Origin of the sequence: Geobacillus sp. FJAT-46040 (assembly GCF_002335725.1) — a bacterium.
GTDB classification, from domain to species: Bacteria; Bacillota; Bacilli; order Bacillales; family Anoxybacillaceae; genus Geobacillus; species Geobacillus thermoleovorans.
Window position 1 is genome coordinate 1,467,559 of record NZ_NISS01000001.1, and the last position, 20,586, is coordinate 1,488,144.

General features: G+C 52.1%; 22 protein-coding genes and 2 pseudogenes. 9 read left to right on the plus strand and 15 right to left on the minus strand.

Features of this window, described 5'->3' with window-relative positions; genetic code table 11:
• Nucleotides 1-91 precede the first annotated feature (91 nt).
• Nucleotides 92-2,080 carry an acetoacetate--CoA ligase gene (locus tag CD000_RS07870; RefSeq protein ID WP_198962529.1) on the minus strand — a complete coding sequence of 663 codons (1,989 nt, stop codon included), beginning with the start codon at nucleotides 2,078-2,080 and terminating at the stop codon, nucleotides 92-94.
• A 239-nt stretch (nucleotides 2,081-2,319) separates the two neighbouring features.
• Here CD000_RS07870 and CD000_RS07875 point away from each other — a divergent pair, with 239 nt between their 5' ends.
• Genes CD000_RS07875 through CD000_RS07885 form a run of 3 tightly spaced genes read left to right on the plus strand, consistent with a single transcriptional unit; the run spans nucleotide 2,320 to nucleotide 4,664 of the window.
• The gene (locus CD000_RS07875) at nucleotides 2,320-2,574 is read left to right on the plus strand and encodes a FeoA family protein (protein WP_096225383.1); all 255 of its coding nucleotides are present in this window, start codon (nucleotides 2,320-2,322) and stop codon (nucleotides 2,572-2,574) included.
• Nucleotides 2,567-3,301 carry a FeoB small GTPase domain-containing protein gene (locus CD000_RS07880; RefSeq protein WP_011230979.1) on the plus strand — a complete coding sequence of 245 codons (735 nt, stop codon included), beginning with the start codon at nucleotides 2,567-2,569 and terminating at the stop codon, nucleotides 3,299-3,301. Before CD000_RS07875 ends, CD000_RS07880 begins: the two co-directional genes overlap by 8 nt.
• On the plus strand, nucleotides 3,270-4,664 hold the full coding sequence (locus CD000_RS07885) for a nucleoside recognition domain-containing protein (RefSeq protein WP_096225384.1): 1,395 nt from the start codon (nucleotides 3,270-3,272) through the stop codon (nucleotides 4,662-4,664). The genes CD000_RS07880 and CD000_RS07885 overlap by 32 nt, the downstream gene beginning before the upstream one ends.
• Nucleotides 4,665-4,913: 249 nt before the next feature.
• On the opposite strand, the gene CD000_RS07890 is transcribed toward CD000_RS07885, so the two are convergent.
• The 7 genes and pseudogenes from CD000_RS07890 to CD000_RS07920 form a co-directional block, all read right to left on the minus strand.
• Nucleotides 4,914-5,540 carry a histidine phosphatase family protein gene (locus CD000_RS07890; RefSeq protein WP_096225385.1) on the minus strand — a complete coding sequence of 209 codons (627 nt, stop codon included), beginning with the start codon at nucleotides 5,538-5,540 and terminating at the stop codon, nucleotides 4,914-4,916.
• Nucleotides 5,541-5,576: 36 nt separating this feature from the next.
• Nucleotides 5,577-5,729, minus strand: coding sequence for a peptidase U61 (locus tag CD000_RS07895; RefSeq protein ID WP_096225386.1), 153 nt, complete (start codon nucleotides 5,727-5,729; stop codon nucleotides 5,577-5,579).
• A complete protein-coding gene (locus CD000_RS07900; RefSeq protein ID WP_096225387.1) occupies nucleotides 5,726-6,181 on the minus strand; it encodes a GNAT family N-acetyltransferase in 456 nt (151 codons plus the stop codon). Before CD000_RS07900 ends, CD000_RS07895 begins: the two co-directional genes overlap by 4 nt.
• Before the next feature lie 48 nt (nucleotides 6,182-6,229).
• Nucleotides 6,230-6,532: a DUF5634 family protein gene (locus CD000_RS07905; protein ID WP_013145569.1), complete on the minus strand. Its 303-nt coding sequence runs from the start codon at nucleotides 6,530-6,532 to the stop codon at nucleotides 6,230-6,232.
• Nucleotides 6,533-6,609: 77 nt separating this feature from the next.
• On the minus strand, nucleotides 6,610-8,589 hold the full coding sequence (locus tag CD000_RS07910; protein ID WP_096226259.1) for a putative bifunctional diguanylate cyclase/phosphodiesterase: 1,980 nt from the start codon (nucleotides 8,587-8,589) through the stop codon (nucleotides 6,610-6,612).
• Between the two features lie 134 nt (nucleotides 8,590-8,723).
• On the minus strand, nucleotides 8,724-9,461 hold the full coding sequence (locus CD000_RS07915) for an IucA/IucC family C-terminal-domain containing protein (protein WP_096225388.1): 738 nt from the start codon (nucleotides 9,459-9,461) through the stop codon (nucleotides 8,724-8,726).
• Nucleotides 9,461-10,105, minus strand: a pseudogene (locus CD000_RS07920) (ABC transporter ATP-binding protein); the annotation flags it as partial. The gene CD000_RS07915 and the pseudogene CD000_RS07920, both read right to left, overlap by 1 nt.
• Before the next feature lie 293 nt (nucleotides 10,106-10,398).
• On the opposite strand from CD000_RS07920, the gene CD000_RS07930 reads away from it, so the two are divergent.
• The 3 genes and pseudogenes from CD000_RS07930 (at nucleotide 10,399) to CD000_RS07940 (ending at nucleotide 13,130) form a co-directional block, all read left to right on the plus strand.
• On the plus strand, nucleotides 10,399-11,367 hold the full coding sequence (locus CD000_RS07930; protein ID WP_096225389.1) for an ABC transporter substrate-binding protein: 969 nt from the start codon (nucleotides 10,399-10,401) through the stop codon (nucleotides 11,365-11,367).
• A 230-nt stretch (nucleotides 11,368-11,597) separates the two neighbouring features.
• Nucleotides 11,598-12,452 (plus strand): annotated as a pseudogene (locus CD000_RS07935) (RNA-guided endonuclease InsQ/TnpB family protein).
• A 207-nt stretch (nucleotides 12,453-12,659) separates the two neighbouring features.
• Nucleotides 12,660-13,130 (plus strand): PCYCGC motif-containing (lipo)protein, encoded by a 471-nt coding sequence (locus tag CD000_RS07940; protein ID WP_369806595.1) that lies wholly within the window; start codon nucleotides 12,660-12,662, stop codon nucleotides 13,128-13,130.
• Nucleotides 13,131-13,293: 163 nt separating this feature from the next.
• On the opposite strand, the gene CD000_RS07945 is transcribed toward CD000_RS07940, so the two are convergent.
• The 5 genes from CD000_RS07945 to CD000_RS07965 all read right to left on the minus strand — a co-directional run bounded on the left by CD000_RS07945 (nucleotide 13,294) and on the right by CD000_RS07965 (nucleotide 17,310).
• Complete coding sequence (locus tag CD000_RS07945) at nucleotides 13,294-14,022, minus strand: 3'-5' exonuclease (protein WP_014195630.1); 729 nt, start codon at nucleotides 14,020-14,022, stop codon at nucleotides 13,294-13,296.
• Nucleotides 14,015-15,067, minus strand: coding sequence for a DUF294 nucleotidyltransferase-like domain-containing protein (locus tag CD000_RS07950; protein ID WP_096225391.1), 1,053 nt, complete (start codon nucleotides 15,065-15,067; stop codon nucleotides 14,015-14,017). Before CD000_RS07950 ends, CD000_RS07945 begins: the two co-directional genes overlap by 8 nt.
• Nucleotides 15,068-15,084: 17 nt before the next feature.
• Complete coding sequence (locus CD000_RS07955) at nucleotides 15,085-16,386, minus strand: ammonium transporter (protein WP_096225392.1); 1,302 nt, start codon at nucleotides 16,384-16,386, stop codon at nucleotides 15,085-15,087.
• A gap of 174 nt (nucleotides 16,387-16,560) precedes the next feature.
• Nucleotides 16,561-16,968, minus strand: a complete 408-nt coding sequence (locus CD000_RS07960) for a VWA-like domain-containing protein (RefSeq protein WP_096226260.1) — start codon at nucleotides 16,966-16,968, stop codon at nucleotides 16,561-16,563.
• Between the two features lie 153 nt (nucleotides 16,969-17,121).
• On the minus strand, nucleotides 17,122-17,310 hold the full coding sequence (locus CD000_RS07965; RefSeq protein ID WP_014195626.1) for a YozQ family protein: 189 nt from the start codon (nucleotides 17,308-17,310) through the stop codon (nucleotides 17,122-17,124).
• Nucleotides 17,311-17,463: 153 nt separating this feature from the next.
• Between CD000_RS07965 and CD000_RS19395 the strand changes: the two genes are divergently transcribed.
• On the plus strand, nucleotides 17,464-17,592 hold the full coding sequence (locus tag CD000_RS19395) for a hypothetical protein (RefSeq protein WP_014195625.1): 129 nt from the start codon (nucleotides 17,464-17,466) through the stop codon (nucleotides 17,590-17,592).
• Nucleotides 17,593-17,607: 15 nt separating this feature from the next.
• Nucleotides 17,608-18,120 carry a YndM family protein gene (locus CD000_RS07970; protein ID WP_013145584.1) on the plus strand — a complete coding sequence of 171 codons (513 nt, stop codon included), beginning with the start codon at nucleotides 17,608-17,610 and terminating at the stop codon, nucleotides 18,118-18,120.
• A 338-nt stretch (nucleotides 18,121-18,458) separates the two neighbouring features.
• Here CD000_RS07970 and CD000_RS07975 read toward each other — a convergent pair whose 3' ends face one another.
• Nucleotides 18,459-19,649, minus strand: coding sequence for a toxic anion resistance protein (locus CD000_RS07975; RefSeq protein ID WP_014195623.1), 1,191 nt, complete (start codon nucleotides 19,647-19,649; stop codon nucleotides 18,459-18,461).
• Nucleotides 19,650-19,651: 2 nt separating this feature from the next.
• Nucleotides 19,652-20,296, minus strand: a complete 645-nt coding sequence (locus CD000_RS07980; protein WP_096225393.1) for a 5-bromo-4-chloroindolyl phosphate hydrolysis family protein — start codon at nucleotides 20,294-20,296, stop codon at nucleotides 19,652-19,654.
• Between the two features lie 159 nt (nucleotides 20,297-20,455).
• Here CD000_RS07980 and CD000_RS19400 point away from each other — a divergent pair, with 159 nt between their 5' ends.
• Nucleotides 20,456-20,584 (plus strand): hypothetical protein, encoded by a 129-nt coding sequence (locus CD000_RS19400; protein WP_020279162.1) that lies wholly within the window; start codon nucleotides 20,456-20,458, stop codon nucleotides 20,582-20,584.
• Nucleotides 20,585-20,586 lie beyond the last annotated feature (2 nt).

The following is a 20,586-nucleotide window of genomic DNA, read 5'->3' on the forward strand; positions in this document are numbered from 1 at the left end:
TCCATGCCCCCGACTCCTCTATTTATAATTCACTAAAATACATAGAAAGGTTGTTATTAAGCATCGTCATTTAATAACAACCTTTCGCATTTCAGCTTGTCTGCGTCTTCGCCGCCAGCGTCTTCGCCAGCTCGAGGAAAAAGTCGAGCGCCTCTGGATTGGCCATTGAGCCCGGGTTGACTGCCTTTTCGAGCGGGAAGCCTAAGAGCAGTTTCCGGATCGGAATCTCCATTTTCTTTCCATTTAGCGTTTTCGGAATTTGCTTCACCTCGTAAATTTCATCTGGAACAAAGCGCGGCGAGACGTGTTGCCGAATCGATTGGCGGATGCGTTCTTTCAGCTCGTCATCGAGCACTGCGCCCGGCTTGAGGACGACAAACAGCGGCATAAACGATTGCTTGCCCATCATTTCCAAATCGACAATGAGGCTTTCGAACACCCCGTCGACCGCTTCGACCGCACGGTAAATTTCGCTCGTGCCCATGCGGACGCCGGCGCGGTTGATCGTCGAGTCGGAGCGTCCGTAAATGACGCATCCCCCTTGTTCGTCAATTTTAATCCAGTCGCCGTGCTTCCAGACGCCCGGGTACGTGTCAAAATAGCTGTTCCGATACCGTTCGCCGTCTGGATCGTTCCAGAAAAAGAGCGGCATCGACGGCATTGGTTTTGTAATCACAAGTTCACCGACTTCATTCACAAGCGGCTGGCCGTTTTCGTCAAACGCCTGCACATCCGCGCCCAACGCGCGGCACGAGAGGATGCCGGCGCGCACCGGCAAAATCGGCGAACCGACGACAAACGCGGTGCACACATCCGTTCCGCCGCTGCATGATGCCAGGCAAATGTCATCCTTGACGTTTTCATACACCCAGGCGAACCCTTCGACCGTCAGCGGCGAACCGGTCGAGAGCACGGCCTCGAGCTTTGACAAGTCATATTGCTCTTTTGGCTTCAGGCCGAGCTTCATGCAGATGTTGATAAACGCCGCGCTTGTGCCGAAATGGGTGATGCCTGCCTTCTCGGCGAGCTCCCATAAAACGTTGCCATCCGGATACGTCGGGCTGCCGTCATAGAGCACGATGGTCGACCCGGCCAGCAGTCCGCCGATCAAAAAGTTCCACATCATCCATCCAGTCGTCGTAAACCAGAAAAACGTGCTGTCTTTCGTCAAGTTTTCGGAAATCGTCAATGCTTTCAAATGTTCAAGCAAAATGCCGCCATGCCCCTGGACGATCGGCTTCGGCAAACCGGTCGTTCCCGAGGAATACAAAATCCAAAGCGGATGGTCAAACGGAACGTCTTCATAGACGAGTTCCGCCTTGTCCGCCACGACATCATCCCACAGCACGACGCCCTCATCCGGTGCTTCCATCTGCCCGCGCCAATACGGAAGCAGCACCGTCTTTTTCAATGACGGCAATTTGGCGCGCAATTCGGATACGACCGGCATTTTGTCAAATTCTTTGCCGTTGTATTGGCAGCCGTCGACGGCAAACAAGACAGTCGGCTCGATTTGCGCGAACCGGTCAATGACGCTGCCAGCGCCAAAATCCGGCGAGCAGCTTGACCAAATGGCGCCGATCGAGGCGCACGCCAAAAACGCCATCACCGTCTCGGGGATATTCGGCATATAAGCGACGACGCGGTCGCCGCGCTTCACTCCCATCGCTCGCAATGCTTTGGCGATCGCCGCCGTTTTTTCGCCGAGCTCCTGCCATGACACTTCCCGGTACGGCACGCGTTCCGAGCGGAAAATGATGGCCGGGCGGTCGGCGCGCGCATGCCGGAAAATATGTTTCGCATAGTTGAGCCTAGCGCCTGGAAACCACTCCGCCCCTGGCATCTTCCGCTCCCGCAGCACACACTCATACGGCGTTGCCGCCTGAACACCACAATATTCCCAAACCGTTTCCCAAAATGACTCAAGCTCGTCGACCGACCATGTCCACAGCTCGCGGTATGAAGAGAAGGAGAGCCCTTTATGTTCTCTCAACCAATCCATATATCGATGAAGGTTGGAGCTCTTGATTTGTTCCTCCGTCGGCTGCCAAAGAATCGTCCCTTCCGTAATCGCTTTCATTTCATCGTGCGTCAATGGACGCCGTCACCGCCTTTCTGCCGATAGTTTGTTCAGACTATTCATATGATAACATGATTTCCTATTGTTTTGAATAGTCGCCAGTTCGACAACTCTGTCAGAAAAATGATGAAACAAATTTGTTGACAACAGCGAGGCAACTGGAATATGATAAACACAAAAGTTGGTCTAAGCAAAAAAAAATGTCTTTTATAAAAAATATTAACCGGAGGGAAACTTTTATGGCACAAGGAAAACGTTGCCGCCTCTCCGATATGAAACCGGGCGATCGATTTCGCATCGAAAAGGTTGATGTTCCTGATCCTATGTTAAAACGACGATTGCTTGATTTGGGATTTGTACCCAGCGGGGAAGTGAAGGTTGGACAAAAAAGCCCGCTTGGCGACCCGACCGCCTATCGCGTTTGTGGAACGACGATCGCATTAAGAAAAGAAGAAAGTGACTATATTTACGGGGAGAAGATCAGCCATGACTGATATGACGTATACGATTGCCTTAATGGGAAATCCGAACACCGGCAAAAGCACGTTGTTCAACGTCTTAACGGGCCTGCGCCAACATACCGGCAACTGGCCCGGGAAAACGGTCACTCATGCGGAAGGAGAATGCCGCCACCGCGGCACGTTGTACCGGATCGTCGACTTGCCGGGAACGTATTCGCTCTATTCCAATTCAGCCGATGAAGAGGTGGCGCGCGATTTTCTCCTGTTTCAACGTCCTGACGTCACGGTCGTTGTGGTCGACGCTACGGCATTAGAACGCAACTTGAATCTAGCGCTTCAAGTATTGGAAATGACCGACCGCGTCATTATCGCTATCAATTTGATGGATGAAGCGAAAAAGAAAGGCATTCATATCAACACAAAAAAATTAGCCGTCAAACTCGGCGTGCCGGTCGTGCCGATCTCGGCCCGCAACCGGGAAGGAATCGATGCACTGCTTGATACAGTGGATGCCATGGCGCATGGCCGCATCAACACCAACCCGCTTTCCATCCGGTACAGCCCGGAAATCGAACGAGGCATTGCCAAACTTCTTCCACTCGTGAAAGACGTGATGGGAGACACGTATCCTGCTCGCTGGATCGCTCTTCGTCTCCTTGACGGCGATACATCGCTGCTTCAAGCGCTGAAACAACCGCCGCAACCATTGATCAAGGAGGGGAACGCGTATGCCTGTTGCGGATCCATCAAATCGATTTGACCGCTTAATGACAGAAGCGAAATCATTGGCGCCGGACAATGTGCGCGAGCAAATCGTTGCCGCCATCTTTCAAACATCGGCCGAGCTTTATCGAGAATGTGTCAATCATACGAAGAGCGTGAAACGTGATCGAACGGAACAGATTGACCGGATCGTCACGTCGAAGCGGTGGGGATTTCCAATTATGCTGGCGCTTCTCGCCGCTGTCCTTTACATGACGATCGCCGGCGCCAACGTATTTTCCGATTCGCTCGCCCGCTTGTTCGGAACGATCGAAACGTATCTCACCATGGCCTTTCAAGCGATTCACGCCCCCGACTGGTTGCACGGCCTCATTGTACTTGGCCTATACCGCGGCACGGCTTGGGTCGTCAGCGTGATGCTGCCGCCGATGGCGATTTTCTTTCCCGTATTCACTTTGCTCGAAAATTATGGCTACTTGCCGCGTGTCGCCTTTAACATGGATCGCTTGTTTAAAAAAGCGGGGGCGCATGGCAAACAATCACTGACGATGGCCATGGGCTTCGGCTGCAACGCGGCGGCCATCATGTCGACGCGCATTATCGAATCACCGCGCGAACGAATGCTGGCCATTTTGACCAACAACTTCGTCCCCTGCAATGGACGTTGGCCAACGCTGATCCTGCTTTCGTCCTTATTTATGGCAGCCGGCTATACAGGCGGATGGAAAACGTTCGTTACGGCGGGTGTGGTCGTCGCCATGGTGTTGTTTGGCATCGTCGTCACGTTGACCGTTTCATGGGTCTTATCCAAGACGGCCTTGCGCGGCATTCCGACCCATTACACGCTGGAGCTGCCGCCGTACCGACGCCCGAAAATCATGGAGACGATCATCCGGGCCACCCTCGACAAATCACTCTATGTGCTGAAACGGGCGGTAACGGTTGCGGCGCCGGCCGGCATTCTGACATGGGTGCTCGGCAACGTTCACGTGGGAGATACGACCGTGCTGGCGTATTTAGCCGACTGGCTTGACCCATTTGCCAAAGCATTGGGATTGGATGGCTACATTTTGATGGCGTTCATTTTAGGCTTGCCAGCCAATGAAATTGTCGTGCCGATTTTGCTGATGGGCTATTTATCCGCGGGGGCGCTCACTGAAGTCGATGGCCTGCATTCTCTAAAACAAATTTTGCTTGACCACGGCTGGACGTGGCTCACCGCCCTCAATATGATGCTGTTTTCCCTGCTTCACTACCCATGCGGCACGACGCTCGTCAACATTTACAAAGAAACGAAAAGCGCGAAATGGACGTTCGTCGCCTTTGCCTTGCCGACAGCGATTGCCATTGCGGTCACCTTTACGACCGCACAGCTTGTGAGATGGCTCGGGCTCGTATAAACGGCGCAGCCCCGCTTCCCGATCGAGGGAAACGGGGCTGTTTTTTTGGACAACTAGACTTTATAAGAAAAAGCAGTTCTTCACCAAACGTTGTACTGGAAGGCGCCCACTCATGTCTTTCATCCATTTCTTGAATCATGAATGAGGTTGCATGATGGCGCAAGAAACCGATCCGATTGGCCAAGCGCATATTATGGCGATGAACCGAAGAAACAGCGCCGCCTCCAATTCTCCATCCTTCTTCCCTATCTATACTTCCTTGACTTCTTCTAGATGGGAAACATCGCCTTCCACAACCAGGCGAAACACGTCCGCATTCACCTCCACAATCGTCACGCTCGTGCCGTACATATACGGCGGCGCCCAAAGTTGCTCAAGCGGCGCGCCTTTGAAGGCTGTGACAAGCGTTTTCAGCACGACGCCGTGAGTGACGATTAACACCGTTTCTCCCTCGTGCCGATCAACGATGCTCTGCACCGCTTCAAGCGCCCGCTGCTGCACGTCACAAAACCGCTCGCCTCGCTGTGGAGCGTACAGATGGGGCGCGTTCCAAAAATGGTCGAACGCGATCGGATCCATTTGCCGAATCTCGTCATGCGTCTTTCCTTCCCAATCGCCAAGATGAATCTCGCGCAGCCGCTCGTCTTGATAGATCGGAATGAGCCGCCCGCCGCGGACAATCTCCGCCGTCTCAAGCGCCCGGCCGCTTGTGCTTGTGTAAATCGCGGCCAATTCCACCGCTTCAAGCCGCTTTCCAAGCCGCATGGCGTCTTGCCGCCCTTTTTCCGTGAGCGGCGAGTCTTGCCAGCCTTGCATCCGCCTTTCGACGTTCCACTTCGTTTCCCCATGTCTGGTCAAATACAAGGTTGTCGCCATGTCTTCCCTCATGTCTCCTCTCTATTAATCTACCTCTCATTCAACCGCCCGCTCAGGCAAGCGAAACGCAACAGATCCGCTTTTGTCCGTTTTCATCCCTGCTTGAATGCCTTTTGGCAACACTGCCATTGGATCTGTATGGCCAAAATCGGCATCATACACAACCGGAAACTCGTACCCGCGTGTCATCCGCTTCGTTTCACGAGTTTCGTTAACTCGATTCTTTCCGGCGTTTCGATGCGCTCGATGGCACGAAACCCATGGCGTTCGTAAAAGCAAATGGCCGGCGCGTTGCCGCTTCCGGTCGTCACGACGATCTCGCTGATCGACGGTTCTTGCTTGATGACAAAGTCGAGCAACGTGCTGGCGATCCCTTGGCGGAAACAATCCGGATCGACCATCAGCCGGCAAAGGTGAAGCGTCGGGCCGCTTCGCTCATAGGCGATCGCCCCAACGAGCCATTCGCCTTGAAAATAGCCAAAAAAGCGCTCGCCGCATCGTTGCAGAGAAGCGATCGTATCGTGAAGCGGCGGGAGCGCCGTGCTGCCGATGATCTGCGCCTCGATCGTATACGCGCGCCGCTGTAGGTGCAGCACCTTAACGGCCGTTTCGTCGTCTGCTATGTGAAGTTCCGCAATCATGCTCCTCTCTCTTTCGATGGCGAAAAAGCGGCCGAGCCCGGCCGCTTATCATGAATGAATCACTTCCTCCATCGCCTCTTGCAGCGAATGAAAGCCTTTTTTCTCCCGACCGTCTTTTCGAACGGTCCATTCCTGCTTCTCAAGCGCCAGTTCACCGCGTTCGTTTTTTACAAACGGCATGTGAATGGTGATCATCTCATCGTCTTTGTTGATCGTATAGCCGACATAATAGCGATTGCCTTCACCATGCTCTTCAAAAATGCCGACTTGGTCGAGTCCATAGGCTTCCATCATCGGCTCGAGCGTGTCGATGAACTCCTCGATCACAACGCTTCTTGGCGCAAATTCCATGGTTTTTCCTCCTCTTGCCTAGTCATCAAGTGTAGTTTGCGGCAAGCCGAGGAAACTCATGAGTGGAAATGACCGACTTATGACGAAGGCCCATTGCAAGCCGTGCGGTTGTACTCCTCAAGCCATTGCTGCAACTTTTCCGCTTCGAGCGAGCGGCTGAAGTAAAACCCTTGTGCATAGTCGCAATGCATTTGCGAAAGAAGCGCCACTTGCGATTCACTCTCCACCCCTTCGGCCAATACTTCAATATCCAGGCTTTTTGCTAAATGAATGATCGTATCAACAATCGTGGCATCTTTCGAGTTTTCCGCAATGCCTTCAATGAAACTGCGGTCGATTTTCAACAGCGACACTGGCAAATTGCGGATGTAAGCCAATGATGAAAAACCGGTTCCAAAGTCATCGATCGCCGCCTGCACACCGAGACGTTGCAATTCGGTTAAAATGTGCTGCCCTGTTTCGATGTTTTCCATCAGTCCGCTTTCGGTCACTTCCAAAATGAGCCGATCGGGTGAAAGCCCCGTCTCCCGCAAAATGCGCTTCACATGCTCGATGAGCTCCGGACGATTGAGCAAAAACGGCGACAAGTTGACTGCGAGCTTGAGGCCCGGAAATTTTCTTTCCCACTCTTTCACTTGACGGGACGCCTGTTCCAACACCCATAATGTAATTTCAAAAATAAACCCGCTTTCCTCCGCCAACGGAATGAAATCGAGCGGCGGAATTTCACCGAGCGACGGATGACGCCAGCGCAAAAGCGCCTCAACCCCCATCGCCTTTCCTTTAGCAAGTTGCACTTTCGGCTGATAGCATAAATACAACTGCCCGCGCATAATGGCAAACGGCAAATCTTGCTCGATCACCGCATGCCGATGCTCGGTCGGCCGGTAAAAGGCATAGCCGTTCCGCCCCCGCTCTTTCACTTCGTACAACGCTTGATCGGCATATTTCATCACTTGCTCGATCCGATCGCTGTCTTTCGGGAAAAAAGCGATGCCGATCGATAAGGTCGATTGGATGAGCTGTTTTTCGTAATAAAACGGCTCGTGAAACGAACTGACAAGCCGCTCCGCCAAGGCGGTCATCTCTGTTTTCGTTATGTTCGGCAGCAAGAGAACAAACTCATCACCGCCGATGCGGGCAAAAAAGTCGCCGGGACGCAACGCCCGCTCGACGCGCTTGACCGCCTCGCGCAAAAAGTAATCGCCGGCTTGATGGGAAAAATGATCGTTGATCCATTTGAATTTGTCAAAATCCAAATAACAAAGAGCAAACGGCGTCTGACTCGCGATCAGCTCATGAATATGCCGCTCGAAATAGCTGCGGTTGGCGATGCCCGTGAGCGAATCGAAATAGGCAAGTTGGCGCAGCTTTTCTTCGTACCGCTTCCGCTCGCTGATGTTTTTCACGGTCACAATGACGCAATCGAGCGTCCCCGCTTCATCGATGATCGCCTTCCCTTGCGCCTCCATCCAAACCCATTCGCCTTTCTCACCTTGCTTGCGAAATTCGGCGGATTGCGTCTCGTATGTATCGTACAGCTCAGCCAATTTTTGTGCCACGACCGGGGCGTCATCAGGGTGGACAAATGTCAGCACCTCTTCGTATGACACTGGAAGACGCTTGTTTGTTTTTCGCTTCCATGACGGCGGAATGTATGACAACTCACGATTGGGAGAAAAAATCAACACGTAATCGTTCGAATGCTCAACAATCAGCTGCAGACGCCGTTCCGCTTCGGCAAGCCGCGCTTGCAGGCCGCTCTCCTCCGCTTGGCGGCGAAAAACGCATAAGACGGCGGCCGTCTGTCCGTTTTCACCGATGATCGGCGACACGCCCGCAACCAATAAGCCGTCAAGCAACTCCCAGCGAAAGGCAGCCGGGCGCTGTTTCACCCGTTCAACCAACGCCCGTCCTTCGACGGACAGCGTCCTCTGTTCTTCTTCACTCAGCGCCAAGCCGGCAAAAGCCGGATTGTTGTAAATGATCACGCCTTGCAAATTCAAGATGACCACTGCTTCTGTGAAGTGATGGAAAAAGGCCGTATATTTGTCCATGCAATTGCTACCTCGCCGTTTCACCAAAATAAGCGATGTCCACACTTCCATTTTCACGAAAATACCGGCAAAAATCAACAAATTTCGCAAACATTTTGTCAAAAACATGAAACTGCCCACCGGCGGCCTCCCGGTCATCCGGTTTGCCGCTGGCGGGCTTTGAGTGGGCACGTTTGGCAGCATGTCCCCCCGTTGGTTTGCACGTATAGGCAGCACGTTGTCCGCTGCATGCCGCTCGCGCCTTTCCAAAAGCGACGGAGCGGATTGTCTTTTTGGCCAAACAGGCGGCCGTCGGCTTCATGAATAAGGAAGCGGAAATCATCGCGCAGCCGGTCGGCGACCGGGGCAAGCGACTCATCCTCAAGCCAACGTTCATATACCCAGTACACATAAATCGCGACATTTTCCCATAAGACGAGCGGCGATATGCGCGTCAGACGCCGCAACCGAGCGATGAGCGGAGCGAACAAGCCGGCGAACACGTCGCGAACGACTTGCTCGCGCCAACCGCTGCGCTCAATGCCGCACGCCTCCGCTTCCGGCGGCTCAAAGCGAAACCGCGGCATCCACATTTCCCCTTCGCCGTCCGTATCAAGCCAAATTCGCTCAGGATCGAGCACAAGCCGCTTGTTCCATACCGACATGGCGTATAGCGCCATCGGTGCCAAAAAGCTTAATCGTTTGACAAGCATCGACGCCGCAACGGCGTCGTTTGCCGCCCCCATCTCGGCGCGGACGTGCGCCACATACTTCGCGAGCTGCCCGTCATCATTCAGCAGCCGGGCCAACAACATCGATGACGAGACATCAGCAGCTTCGCTCGAAAAACGGTACGTTTCCAACGCTTTCACTTCTTCTTCACTTAACCTCATCACGATACGCCTTCTTTCTGTAGGATGCGCCGCCCTTTGCCGTACGGAATGCAAAGCGGAGTGCCAAAGAGCGGATCGTACGTAATTTGACAGTCCATTTGGAACACATCTTTCACGAGCTGGCGGGAAATGACATCCTCCGGCTTCCCTTCGGCGTACACCGTTTTGTTGCGAATGGCGACGAGATGATGCGCATAGCGGCACGCCAAATTTAAATCGTGAAGCACCATGACGATCGTCCGCTGTTCTGTTGCATTGAGTTCGAACAATAAATCCAAAATATCAATTTGATGCGCCAAATCTAAGTAAGTGGTCGGCTCGTCAAGCAAGATGATGTCCGTTTCTTGCGCCAGCGTCATGGCAATCCATGCGCGCTGGCGCTGGCCGCCGGACAGCGAATCAACCGGCCGCTCGGCAAGCTCTGTCAGTCCTGTTGCTGACAAAGCGCGCGCAACGGCGCGCTCATCTTCGTCGCTCCATTGCTTGAGCCACGTTTGATATGGGTAACGCCCTTGCTTGACGAGCTGAAGGACCGTCAATCCTTCCGGAGCCACAGGCGACTGCGGCAAAATGGCCAAACGGCGGGCGATTTCCTTGGTCGGCTGCTTGGCAATCTCTTTTCCATCAAGCAAGACAGCGCCGCCTGCCGCCAACTCGTATCGGTATATCCGCAAACGATGCTCATCCACATGGCGGCAAGCAGCACAATTAGCAAAACGATGAGGCCAACCATTTTTTGACGGTTTGTCACCAGCATCTCTGAGATCTCCCTTGCTTCATTCTCTATATCTCTATCGTCAAGTCTATTTGATAATGACTCTCATCGTCAATGTTTTTTTCGCATTTTCTTATGATATAGTTGACAACGATTCTCAATTTTATTTATTATAATCAACGTAAATGAAATTCATTATCAAACTTCAAGGGGGATTGGCTAGTGAAATCACGACATCTCACCCTTCTTTCCGCCTTCATCCTTTCTCTCCTGCTTCTTGCCGGCTGCGGCGGAAAACAGGAAGAAACGGCCAAACCGAAGGACAGCAATCAATCGAAAGAAGCAAGCTACGCAGTCGAACACGCCATGGGCACGGCCGAAATCAAAGGCACGCCCAAACGGGTTGTTGTATTGACAAACGAAGGAACAGAAGCGTTGCTCGCGCTAGGCGTGAAGCCGGTCGGCGCGGTCAAATCGTGGACGGGCGATCCGTGGTACGACCACATTAAAGACCAAATGGATGGCGTCAAAGAGCTCGGTCTCGAATCGGAGCCAAACGTGGAAGCGATCGCCGCGTTAAAACCAGACTTAATCATCGGAAACAAAATGCGCCATGAAAAAATTTACGAGCAACTGAAACAAATCGCTCCGACTGTGTTTGCGGAAACGCTGCGCGGCAACTGGAAAGACAACTTCATGCTCTATGCGAAAGCCGTGAACAAAGAAGAGAAAGGAAAGCAAGTCATCGCTGAATACGACAAGCGCATCGAAGACTTAAAAGCGAAACTTGGCGATAAGCTGAAGATGAAAGTATCGATCGTCCGCTTTATGGCCGGCGACGTGCGCATTTACCATAAAGACTCGTTCTCCGGCGTCATTTTGGATCAACTTGGCTTCGCCCGCCCGGAATCGCAAAACGTAAACGACTTTGCGGAAACCGGCGTGACGAAAGAACGCATTCCAGCAATGGATGGCGACATCCTGTTCTACTTTACATATGAGACGGGGGACGGCAAAGCGAGCGAACTTGAAAAAGAATGGATCAACGACCCGCTCTTTCAAAACTTAAACGTCGCGAAACAAGGCAAGGTGTACAAAGTGAGCGACACGATTTGGAACACGGCTGGCGGAGTACTTGCGGCCCACTTGATGTTGGATGATATTGAAAAATATTTTCTGCAAGGCCAGTAATGCAGTGAAAGGCGATGCAAAGCCTCTTCTTCCTTTGCATCGTCTTCTTTTTTTCTTATGAAAACGCACTGCCTTGATCAGCCATTTTTATCTTAATTAGGCGAGAAGACTCCCACTTCAACGAAGCGAAGCGGAGTAAGTGGGAGATGAATCGCCTTAACTATATTTTGCTGAAAATAGGATAGATTCAGTAAAATATAGTATAATATAGTTAGATGGGAGGTGAAAAAATGTATTTTTGTATCAAACAACAGCTAAATGGTTTGACCAAAGAAGAATACTTGACTCTTCGAGAACTGTGCCATATTGCCAAGAACATGTACAACGTCGGATTGTACAATGTCAGACAATACTATTTTGAACACAAGGAATTTCTTAATTATGAGAAAAACTATCATCTTGCAAAAACTAACGAAAACTATAAGCTGTTAAACAGCAACATGGCACAGCAAATTTTAAAAAAGGTCAATGAAGCCTTTAAATCTTTCTTTGGTTTGATCAGTCTTGCCAAACAAGGAAAATATGACCACAAGGCTATCAGTATTCCAAAATATCTTAAAAAAGATGGCTTTCATTCACTGATCATTGGCCAGATTCGTATAGACGGCAACAAATTCACGATACCGTATTCTCGCCTATTTAAAAAGACTCACAAGCCTATCACGATAACGATTCCGCCTGTGTTACTGGACAAAAAGATTAAGCAGATTGAAATCATTCCTAAGCATCATGCCAGGTTCTTTGAGATTCAGTACAAATATGAAATGCCTGAAGATCAAAGAGAATTAAATGACCAAAAAGCACTGGCAATTGATCTAGGATTAAACAATTTTGCCACTTGTGTTACATCAGACGGCAGATCATTCATCATTGATGGGCGGAGATGAAAAAGTATAAATCAATGGTTTAACAAAGAAAATGCCAGACTTCAAAGCATAAAAGATAAGCAAAAAATCAAAGGCACCACTCGTAAACAGGATGTCAATGGCGCATTAAACATCTTAAAGAAAAGTAAAGCTGTAGACCTGAGTGTCTTATGCTCTAGCGGCGAAGTGGACACGCCTCAAAGAATAAGGATTGCTTGAAGCAGTCAAACTTCTTTGGAAGCCCCCACTTCAAATTTTCGCTAGAAAATTAAGTGGGGGTAGTTCACGCCGGAATGGTGAGCGCAGCGCGCCTAGCTACAAGATGGTTGCCGCCCAAGACAAAGTATGATACACTCAAACTGTCAATAACCGAGCCAGGAAACGACCAAAAAGAAAGGAAGAAGAAATTTGAGACGTCCAGTATGGATGGCGGCATGTATGTTGTCGTTTAGCGTTCTTCTGTCAGGCTGCGCAGATGGCAACAGCCAAGAACAAAGCCATTCGCATATAACGAAAACAGCTACTGGCGATATTCGCGAAACAACAAAATCGATCGAGCATTTGCCAAACTTTTTGAGCGCGTTTGAAGAAGAGATGGCGGTCTTGTACCAGCAGGCGGCCGAACACCGCGAGCTGCTTGAGAATATCCCTTGCTATTGCGGCTGCGGGCAATCAGCTGGCCATAAGAACAATTATGACTGCTTTGTCTATGAAAATAAACAAGACGGCTCGGTCGTCTGGGATGATCATGCGACCAAATGCGGCGTCTGCCTCGACATCGCCGCTGAATCGATCGCCGCTTACGATCAAGGGAAATCGATCAAAGACATTCGGCATATGATCGATGAAAAATATAAAGAAGGCTACGCCGAACCGACGCCGACAAAGCCGCTCTAATACGAACGAAAAAAAGCGCCAAATCCGGCGCTTTTTTCATTGCAGCCAGTCCCCCGTTTGCCCCACCGAGCGCCCACTGCTTTTCGATCAACAGAAACAAGGCTGCTGAAACTGGATTTCGCTCCTCTCAAGGAGAGTTCACAAAGGCTTCGCACAGGCAACATCAACACCGGCTGAGCGCGGCGTACAAGTCATGCAATGTTTCGATGCCGCGCTGGCGGAATTCATCAAGCAAGATCGCCCATAGCTTCGCCATCGCTTCGACGTCGCCATCCGCCGTATGGCGGCGCGGGCAACGGATGCCATAACAAGCTAACGCATCGTCAAACGTCGGGCACGAATGGCCGATCAGCGTCATCATCGGCTGCAAGTCGACAAAACGTCCGCTCCATTTTTGCCGATAATGGCGCCAAAGGGCATGGCGCAAAAACGCCAAATCATGGCCGATATGATAGCCAATTAAGACGCCGGCGGCAATAAACGGCACAAACGTGCGCAGCGCCTCGGCAAGCGGCGGAGCGAACACCACATCCTTCGCCTCAATCCCGGTCAAGGCGGAAATATGTTCCGGAATCGGCTTTTCCGGCTTGACGAGCGTCATGTACGCATCCGTCACGACTCCTCCAACCGTTTTCGCTGCCGCCATGGCCAAAATTTCATCGCCTTGCTCCGGGGAAAAGCCGGTCGTTTCCATATCGATGATGACAAACGGGATGTCAGTCAAACGGTCATGCCAATCGATGATGTGCTGTTTTTCCTTTTGCAGCGAGCGAAGCCATGTTTCCTGTTGCAGCGAATGGTCATGCCCAAATAAGGCGGATGATGCCTCGCGCGGAACGCCGAGCGACAACAAGCGGAGCGCCCGTTGCCAAAACCGGTGCCGCTCATGCATGAATGTTAGCCACCCGCCGGGCGACAAAGCGCTGCAACCGTTTTGCGGTGCGCATCGCTTGTTTCAGCTGCTTTTGTTCCGTCCGCTCAAGCGCCCGCCATAACACATATTCACGTCCGTCCCCCGCCTCAGTGCTGTACTTAAGGCGAATCGAATAGTAAACAGAAAGCGCCTCGCAAACGGCGTCGGAAAGCGGCGCCGTCAATACGCCATTCGCTTCAAGCGCCCGCCGCCGCTCGGCTGTGCCCGCCGTCGGGACGTGCGCAAAACAGGCCAACCATTTCAGAGCGTTAGTGAGTTGCACGTAGCCGCTTTGTTTCATATGAACGGCCCCGCTGTACGGCCCCCATCGCTCCGTTTGCACGTTGCCCAGCCAACCGAGCGGAACCGGAGGAAATTGAACGTGCTCGCCCATGCGCGCCAACAGCGGCGGCCGTTTGGCCACCGCCGCAAACAGCGCCTTTCTTGCCTTCTCAGCCAATTCTGCTTCCCCATAAAGAGGCCGCATATCCATTGCAATCAACAAAAAACGAATGTCGTTCGGCCACCCGCTGTCTAAATAGGAAGAAAGTTGTTGCTCCCAACCGCGGACCGACTGCGCCCACCGCTTGTTCGTCGCCATCACGTAACCGGAGCAGTACGGATAGCCGGCCTCATGCAACATGTCCACCCCAACCGCCGCCATATGGCGAATGAATTCATAACAAGCCGCCTCCTCTTCCTCAGGACAGTTGAATAAAATGCCGTGGTCCTGGTCCGTCCAAATCGTCGGCTCACACCGGCCGATGCTTCCCATCACATACCAGCACCACGCCGGGGGACGAATGCCGACCGACCGTTTCATCGTCTCCCGCTCCGCAAGGAAGAACGCGCGGCGAAGGATGGCTTCATGCACACAAACGACGTCGCTTGCAAGCTGCTCCATTTGTTCAAGCGTCAAACAGCGCCGCAGTTCGCGCGCCAGTTCATCGTGGCAAAAACGAAGTTCGGCGGCCGACTCGGCTCGGTTTAGCCGCTCGACCACCTTTGCCGCCAACGATTCCATCACCTTTCCCCTCCTGGCTACTGCTGGGCGAGGGTCTTGGGCTGATACGCCGGATCGAGCTGTTCCGGATAGCCATAAGAACCGTGCTCGCTAATATCAAGACCTGAAATTTCTTGTTCCGCCGTGACACGCAGCCCGATCGTTTTCTTCAGGGCATATAAGATGACAAACGAAACAGCAGCGACATACACCGCAGCGCCGAGCACCCCGACCGTTTGCACAATCAGCTGATCAAATCCGCCGCCGTAAAACAGTCCAGCCTTCCCGATGCCCGTGATCTCGACTAAACGCGGCGAGGCGAAAAACCCGGTTGAAATCGTGCCAATAATGCCAGCGACACCATGGACGGAAAAAGCATAAATCGGATCGTCAATCCCTTTGCGTTCAAAGTAGATGGATGTCCAGAACGTAAACGACCCCGCCACTGCACCGATCACAACCGCCGCCCACGGTTCGACGAACGCGCACGCGGCGGTAATGGCAACCAAAGCCGCGAGCACGCCGTTGACCATCGCTGGAATGTCCGCTTTGCCGACCAAAATTTTCGCCGTCACAATCGCGGCGATCGCTCCCGCCGCGGCGGCCAAATTCGTCGTCAGCGCGACATAGCCGAAAAATCCGTCGCCAACCGCCATCGTGCTGCCAGCGTTAAAGCCGAACCAGCCGATCCATAAAATCAATCCGCCAATGACCGTATATACTTGGTTATGCCCAGGAATGACGTTTGGAGTCTTATCTTTATTGAACTTGCCGATGCGCGGCCCAAGCAAAATTGTAGCCACGAGCGCCGCAATCGCTCCTTGCAAGTGAACAACGGTCGAACCGGCGAAATCTTGCATTCCTATTTTTCCAAGCCAGCCGCCGCCCCACACCCAATGGCCGATCACCGGGTAAATGGCGATCGTAAAAATCGTGCCGAAAAGAAAATAAACAGACAGTTTCGCCCGCTCAGCGAAGCCGCCCCAAGCGATGGCCAGCGACACGCCGGCAAAGCCGAGCTGGAATAAAAATTTGAGCTCGAGCGGCACATTCGCCCACGACAACGAGTCAAACGTTCCTTTTCCTTCTTTTAAAAACCATCCTTCCGTCCCGATGAAGCTATTCCCAGCCCCAAACGTAATCGCAAAGCCGAACGCCCAAAACGCCAATGAGGCGATGGCAAAGCTTAAAATTTGTTTGCCAGCCACATGCCCGGAGTTTTTCATGCGCGTTGATCCGGCCTCAAGCAAAGCAAACCCTGCCTGCATGCCGATGACGAGCACCGCCGAAAGCATGACCCAGAGTGCATCCAGCCCAAGCGTCAACGTTTTTTCATCCATTTTACGCATCCCCCTTTTGTCATTTATCATCCCTTTTATATGTCATAATATATAACATAAACCAACCAAAAGCAACGCGTATTTTTGGTTGTAATCGGTTTCAAACACAAAAAGTTTGTTAAATTTCTTAACAAAAAAGAATGCCCCTCATCACGAGGGGCATTCCTCACAGTGTTACGCCACACGAATGGGCTTGCCAAACGGCACGCGCGGCATATAATCGTCCGGCACAAGCCAAAACACTTCATAGTCGACTTCGAGTTCTTCATAAAAATAGCCGGTTACATCGGTGACGTAAAACAACGTATCGATTTTTTGCGCAGCGGCCCATTCCAACACTTCGGTGTACGACGATTTCCCGTGCTTGAAATATTTAATCGTCGCCACGCCAACCGGAGAGACATCGCGAATTTTAAAATCCGCTTGGACGAGCAGCGTATCCGGACGCAGCTTTTCAAACAGCTTCACAATGTTTTGAATGAGCATTGGCCGCTCCGGACGGTTTGATGTGTCGATCGCCAACGCGATGGAATGGTCTTTCCGCTCTTTGAGCAACGCCAATAAAGCCCGCTGCCATCTCACGATGATCATCCCCCTTATATCGGTGAATCGCCGTGCGCACTACTAGTATAGACGACGATGGGGGAAAGTACGAACTGTTTTTCTTTCCTTTTTCCCCTCCCGTTTCACAAACATAAACCAAAACGCCAAGGAACAGCTCCTTGACGTTTCTTACTACTGCGAAAGGGGGATGTTCGAACCATTTTCTTGATTCACTGCCGCCTCAATCGTTCCTTCTGCATACACATCGCTTACCTGTTCGCGCGTCTCAGAGAGCGCCTCATACACAAACGACTCGTCCCCGCCATCTGCCGGATCGTATTGCTGCCCCGCAATCGCAACGGGCCGTTTCTTTTTCGTCATCCACCATCCTCCTACATGAATGCTGTTTCGTGATTAGTGTGAAAACAAGAGCGAAAAATGAACAGAGGAAGTTTATGGATGATGAATGCATATAGAAAGGCAAACGTGGCAAACTAACGAATAAACAACGATCAAGAGAGGATGATAGCCCCGATGAGAAAGCCAACACGAAACGACAGCGTTGAACAGCAACAAAAAAAGCAGCAACCGGACAAAGACAGGGAAAAACAGCCGGGATGCGGCGATAAAAAACTAGAAGGTCCAAACCATCCAGCAGAATAAAGGCGGCGAATCCCAATGAGACATTTGCTTGCGTTAGTGCTGAAATATTTGCTGACCGCCACGGTGATGTTTGCCATTTTACCGCTGTTTTTGCGCATTTCATCGGCAGAGATTTTATGGTTCAGCCTTTGGCTGACGCTTGTCGCCTATGCGCTCGGCGACTTGTACGTTCTGCGGCGCCTTGGCAACGTCTCAGCGACGATTGCCGACTTTGGACTTGTGTTTGTGGCGGTATGGATCGGCATCGGTGCGTTTTATGACATCGCCGGCGCCGCCATATTAAACGCGGCGTTTTTCTCTGCTCTGCTTACAGCGTTCGGAGAATTGCTGTTTCACGCCTATGTGCTGCGATTTGTCACTGTCGAGCACGGTGAAAAAGACGCCCCGCTCATCGGCCGCCAATGGCAAACGGAGGCGGCAGAAGAGTTTGATGTCCGCGCCGCCCGCCCGGACGGCAACGATCGTGAACGAGCGGAACAAGAGGATGAACAGCATCATCAAGAGCCTCCCCATCCCCCCATCCTATGAAGGAGGAACAAATGTTGGCGGCTGCAGTCTGAGACGCCAGCCGCTTCTCCTTCCTTCCAAACAGGGCTTCAACGTGAATGACTCCACCTTTGTTTGGAACATTCAATGGCTGCATCTCCACTTCGTTTTGGGTTGCGCCCTGTACAAAAGGGAAGTGGGGGAGCTTCAATTGGGAAATCATAACACATATGGCGAACGAAAAAACGGGTGTCTTCTCGTTCGCTAGACACCCGTTTCGCATGAGGATCTTTGGTTTTTCGGCGCTTTCTTCTACAGCCATGGGCGGATCCATCGGACGTTTGGCCGCAAGCCGAAACAGGACGATCTCCTATCCGCCCTTATTGCTCCGGTCGCTTCAGCGCAAGCAGCGTCTGTTTCAATTCCGCTTCCATCGCCGCCAGCTCGCGTTCGGCCTGCTGCCGTTTTAAGCGGCCTTCCGCTTGGATTTTCAACGTTTCTTCGAGCGTAGCGATCAAATTTTCTTGTGTTCGCTTCAACGTTTCGATATCAACCAAGCCACGCTCGTTTTCCTTGGCGATTTCGATGCTGTTTGTTTTTAACATCTCCGAATTGCGCAATAACAGCTCATTCGTCGTTTCGGCGACCTGCTTTTGCGCCGCAGCCGCCCTTTGCTGCCGAAACAGCGTCAAGGCAATCACGACTTGATTTTTCCAAAGGGGGATGGCATGCAAAATCGACGATTGAATCCGCTCGACAAGCGTTTCGTTCATATGCTGAATCATGCGGATTTGCGGTGCCGTTTGAATCGTCACTTGCCGGCTGAGCTTTAGGTCATGCACCCGCTTCTCAAGCCGCTCGGCAAACTGCCGCAAATCCTGTACATCCTGCCATGCCATTTGGTCGCCGGAGCGCTCCGCTTCCGCTTGCTTTTCTGGAATCGTCTTCGTCCGCAGCTCTTCGAGTTTGTATTCCGCTGCCGCAATATAAATATTGAGCGCTTCAAAATAGTCTTTGTTTTTTTCATAGAGCGTCTCAAGCATCATGATGTCGCGAAGCAACAAATGCCGGTGCTTCTCAAGCCGATCAGCGATTTTGTCAATTTCAACGCCGATTTTTTGGTATTTCGCCACCATCTCTTGCAACGGCTTGGCCACTGCGCCGAACAAGCGGGACAGCCACCCTTTTTTCGCCGGCATTAGGTCATCGGGGTTGACCTCCTTAATTTTGGCCATCAGTTCGCTGATCACTTCGCCGACCGGCCCAGCGTCTTTCGTTTGCACATGATGCAAAATCGCATGAGAAAACTTCGACAGCTCGGCTTGCGCCGCCACACCGTATTGCAAGACGGCCTGATGGTTGGCCGGGTCGATTTGTTTGGCGAGCGCAAGCGCTTTTTCCCGATGCTCAGGCTTCAACGCATCAAGCGCGCGCGCCGGCTTTTCTTCCTCCTTGAGCCGCGATTCGGCCGGCGAAGAAAACGGCTTTGCAAGCAGCTCATCAAGGGAACTTGTCCGTTCCAGCCCTTGCAGCCAATCCGTCGATTCCATCCCGTGATTCCGTTCGTCCATCGTCATTCTCCTTTCTTTGACAGCGGCAGACGAAGCCCATCCGATTGTCGGAGCGATCGCTCGAGCCATTTCGCTTCCGTTTGCAGCGACCAGATGTCGTTCGATAACACCTCAAGCAACTGCCGTTCAGCCGCTGAAGTCAGCTCGTCAAGCACTCTTTCCGTCTCCTGCAACGCTTTTGCCATATCAGCGCTTTGCACCGGCTGCTGCGCCAAATAAACGTATTTCTCCACCATCTCCACCGCCGTCGGCCATTCGTTTAAGAAAAATGGCTGGGCGAGGCGCAGTTGATGTGGTTGTTGCTCGATGGCGCGAATGATTCGATCGACGATGGCACTCAACCGGGAAACCGTTTGCCACATCACCACAGAACGAAGCCGATAGCGAGCGCGACGCAGCCGCTTCCATAACGCGCGCGCTTCGCCAAGCTGGCTGCGAACGTAGACAAGCTCCTCAGCGGACACATCAGCCGGCAGGCGATGATGCCGCCTTTTCATGATGGCGGACACCCCCCACATCGCCCCCATTCCGGATAAAATCGAAGGCCAAAAGCGAAAATCAGCAGTGATGAATACGATCACCGCGACGATGACCCCTGCGTTCCATGCGACAAACCAACGCCATATCGTACGAAGCAGCTGCTTCATTGTCCCTCTCCTTCTTTATCTTTTCTTTCATTATAGCATGTCCATTCCATGATACGTACAAGCGCCCAAAGAAGTTTCATCGCCAACTGGACGGCGCGCATAGGACAATGGCCGTTTCGAATAGGCTATAGTAACAGGGCCATCGAAAGGGGAATCGGGATGAAAGCGATGAATTGGCAGCTTGTCTCCTTTGTCGCGATCTCGCTGTTGAAAGAATATTGGTGCTATGCCGGACTGCCGCGCGTCTACTATTGGCAGGCGGCGGATGATGACAAAAAAACTGCCTAACA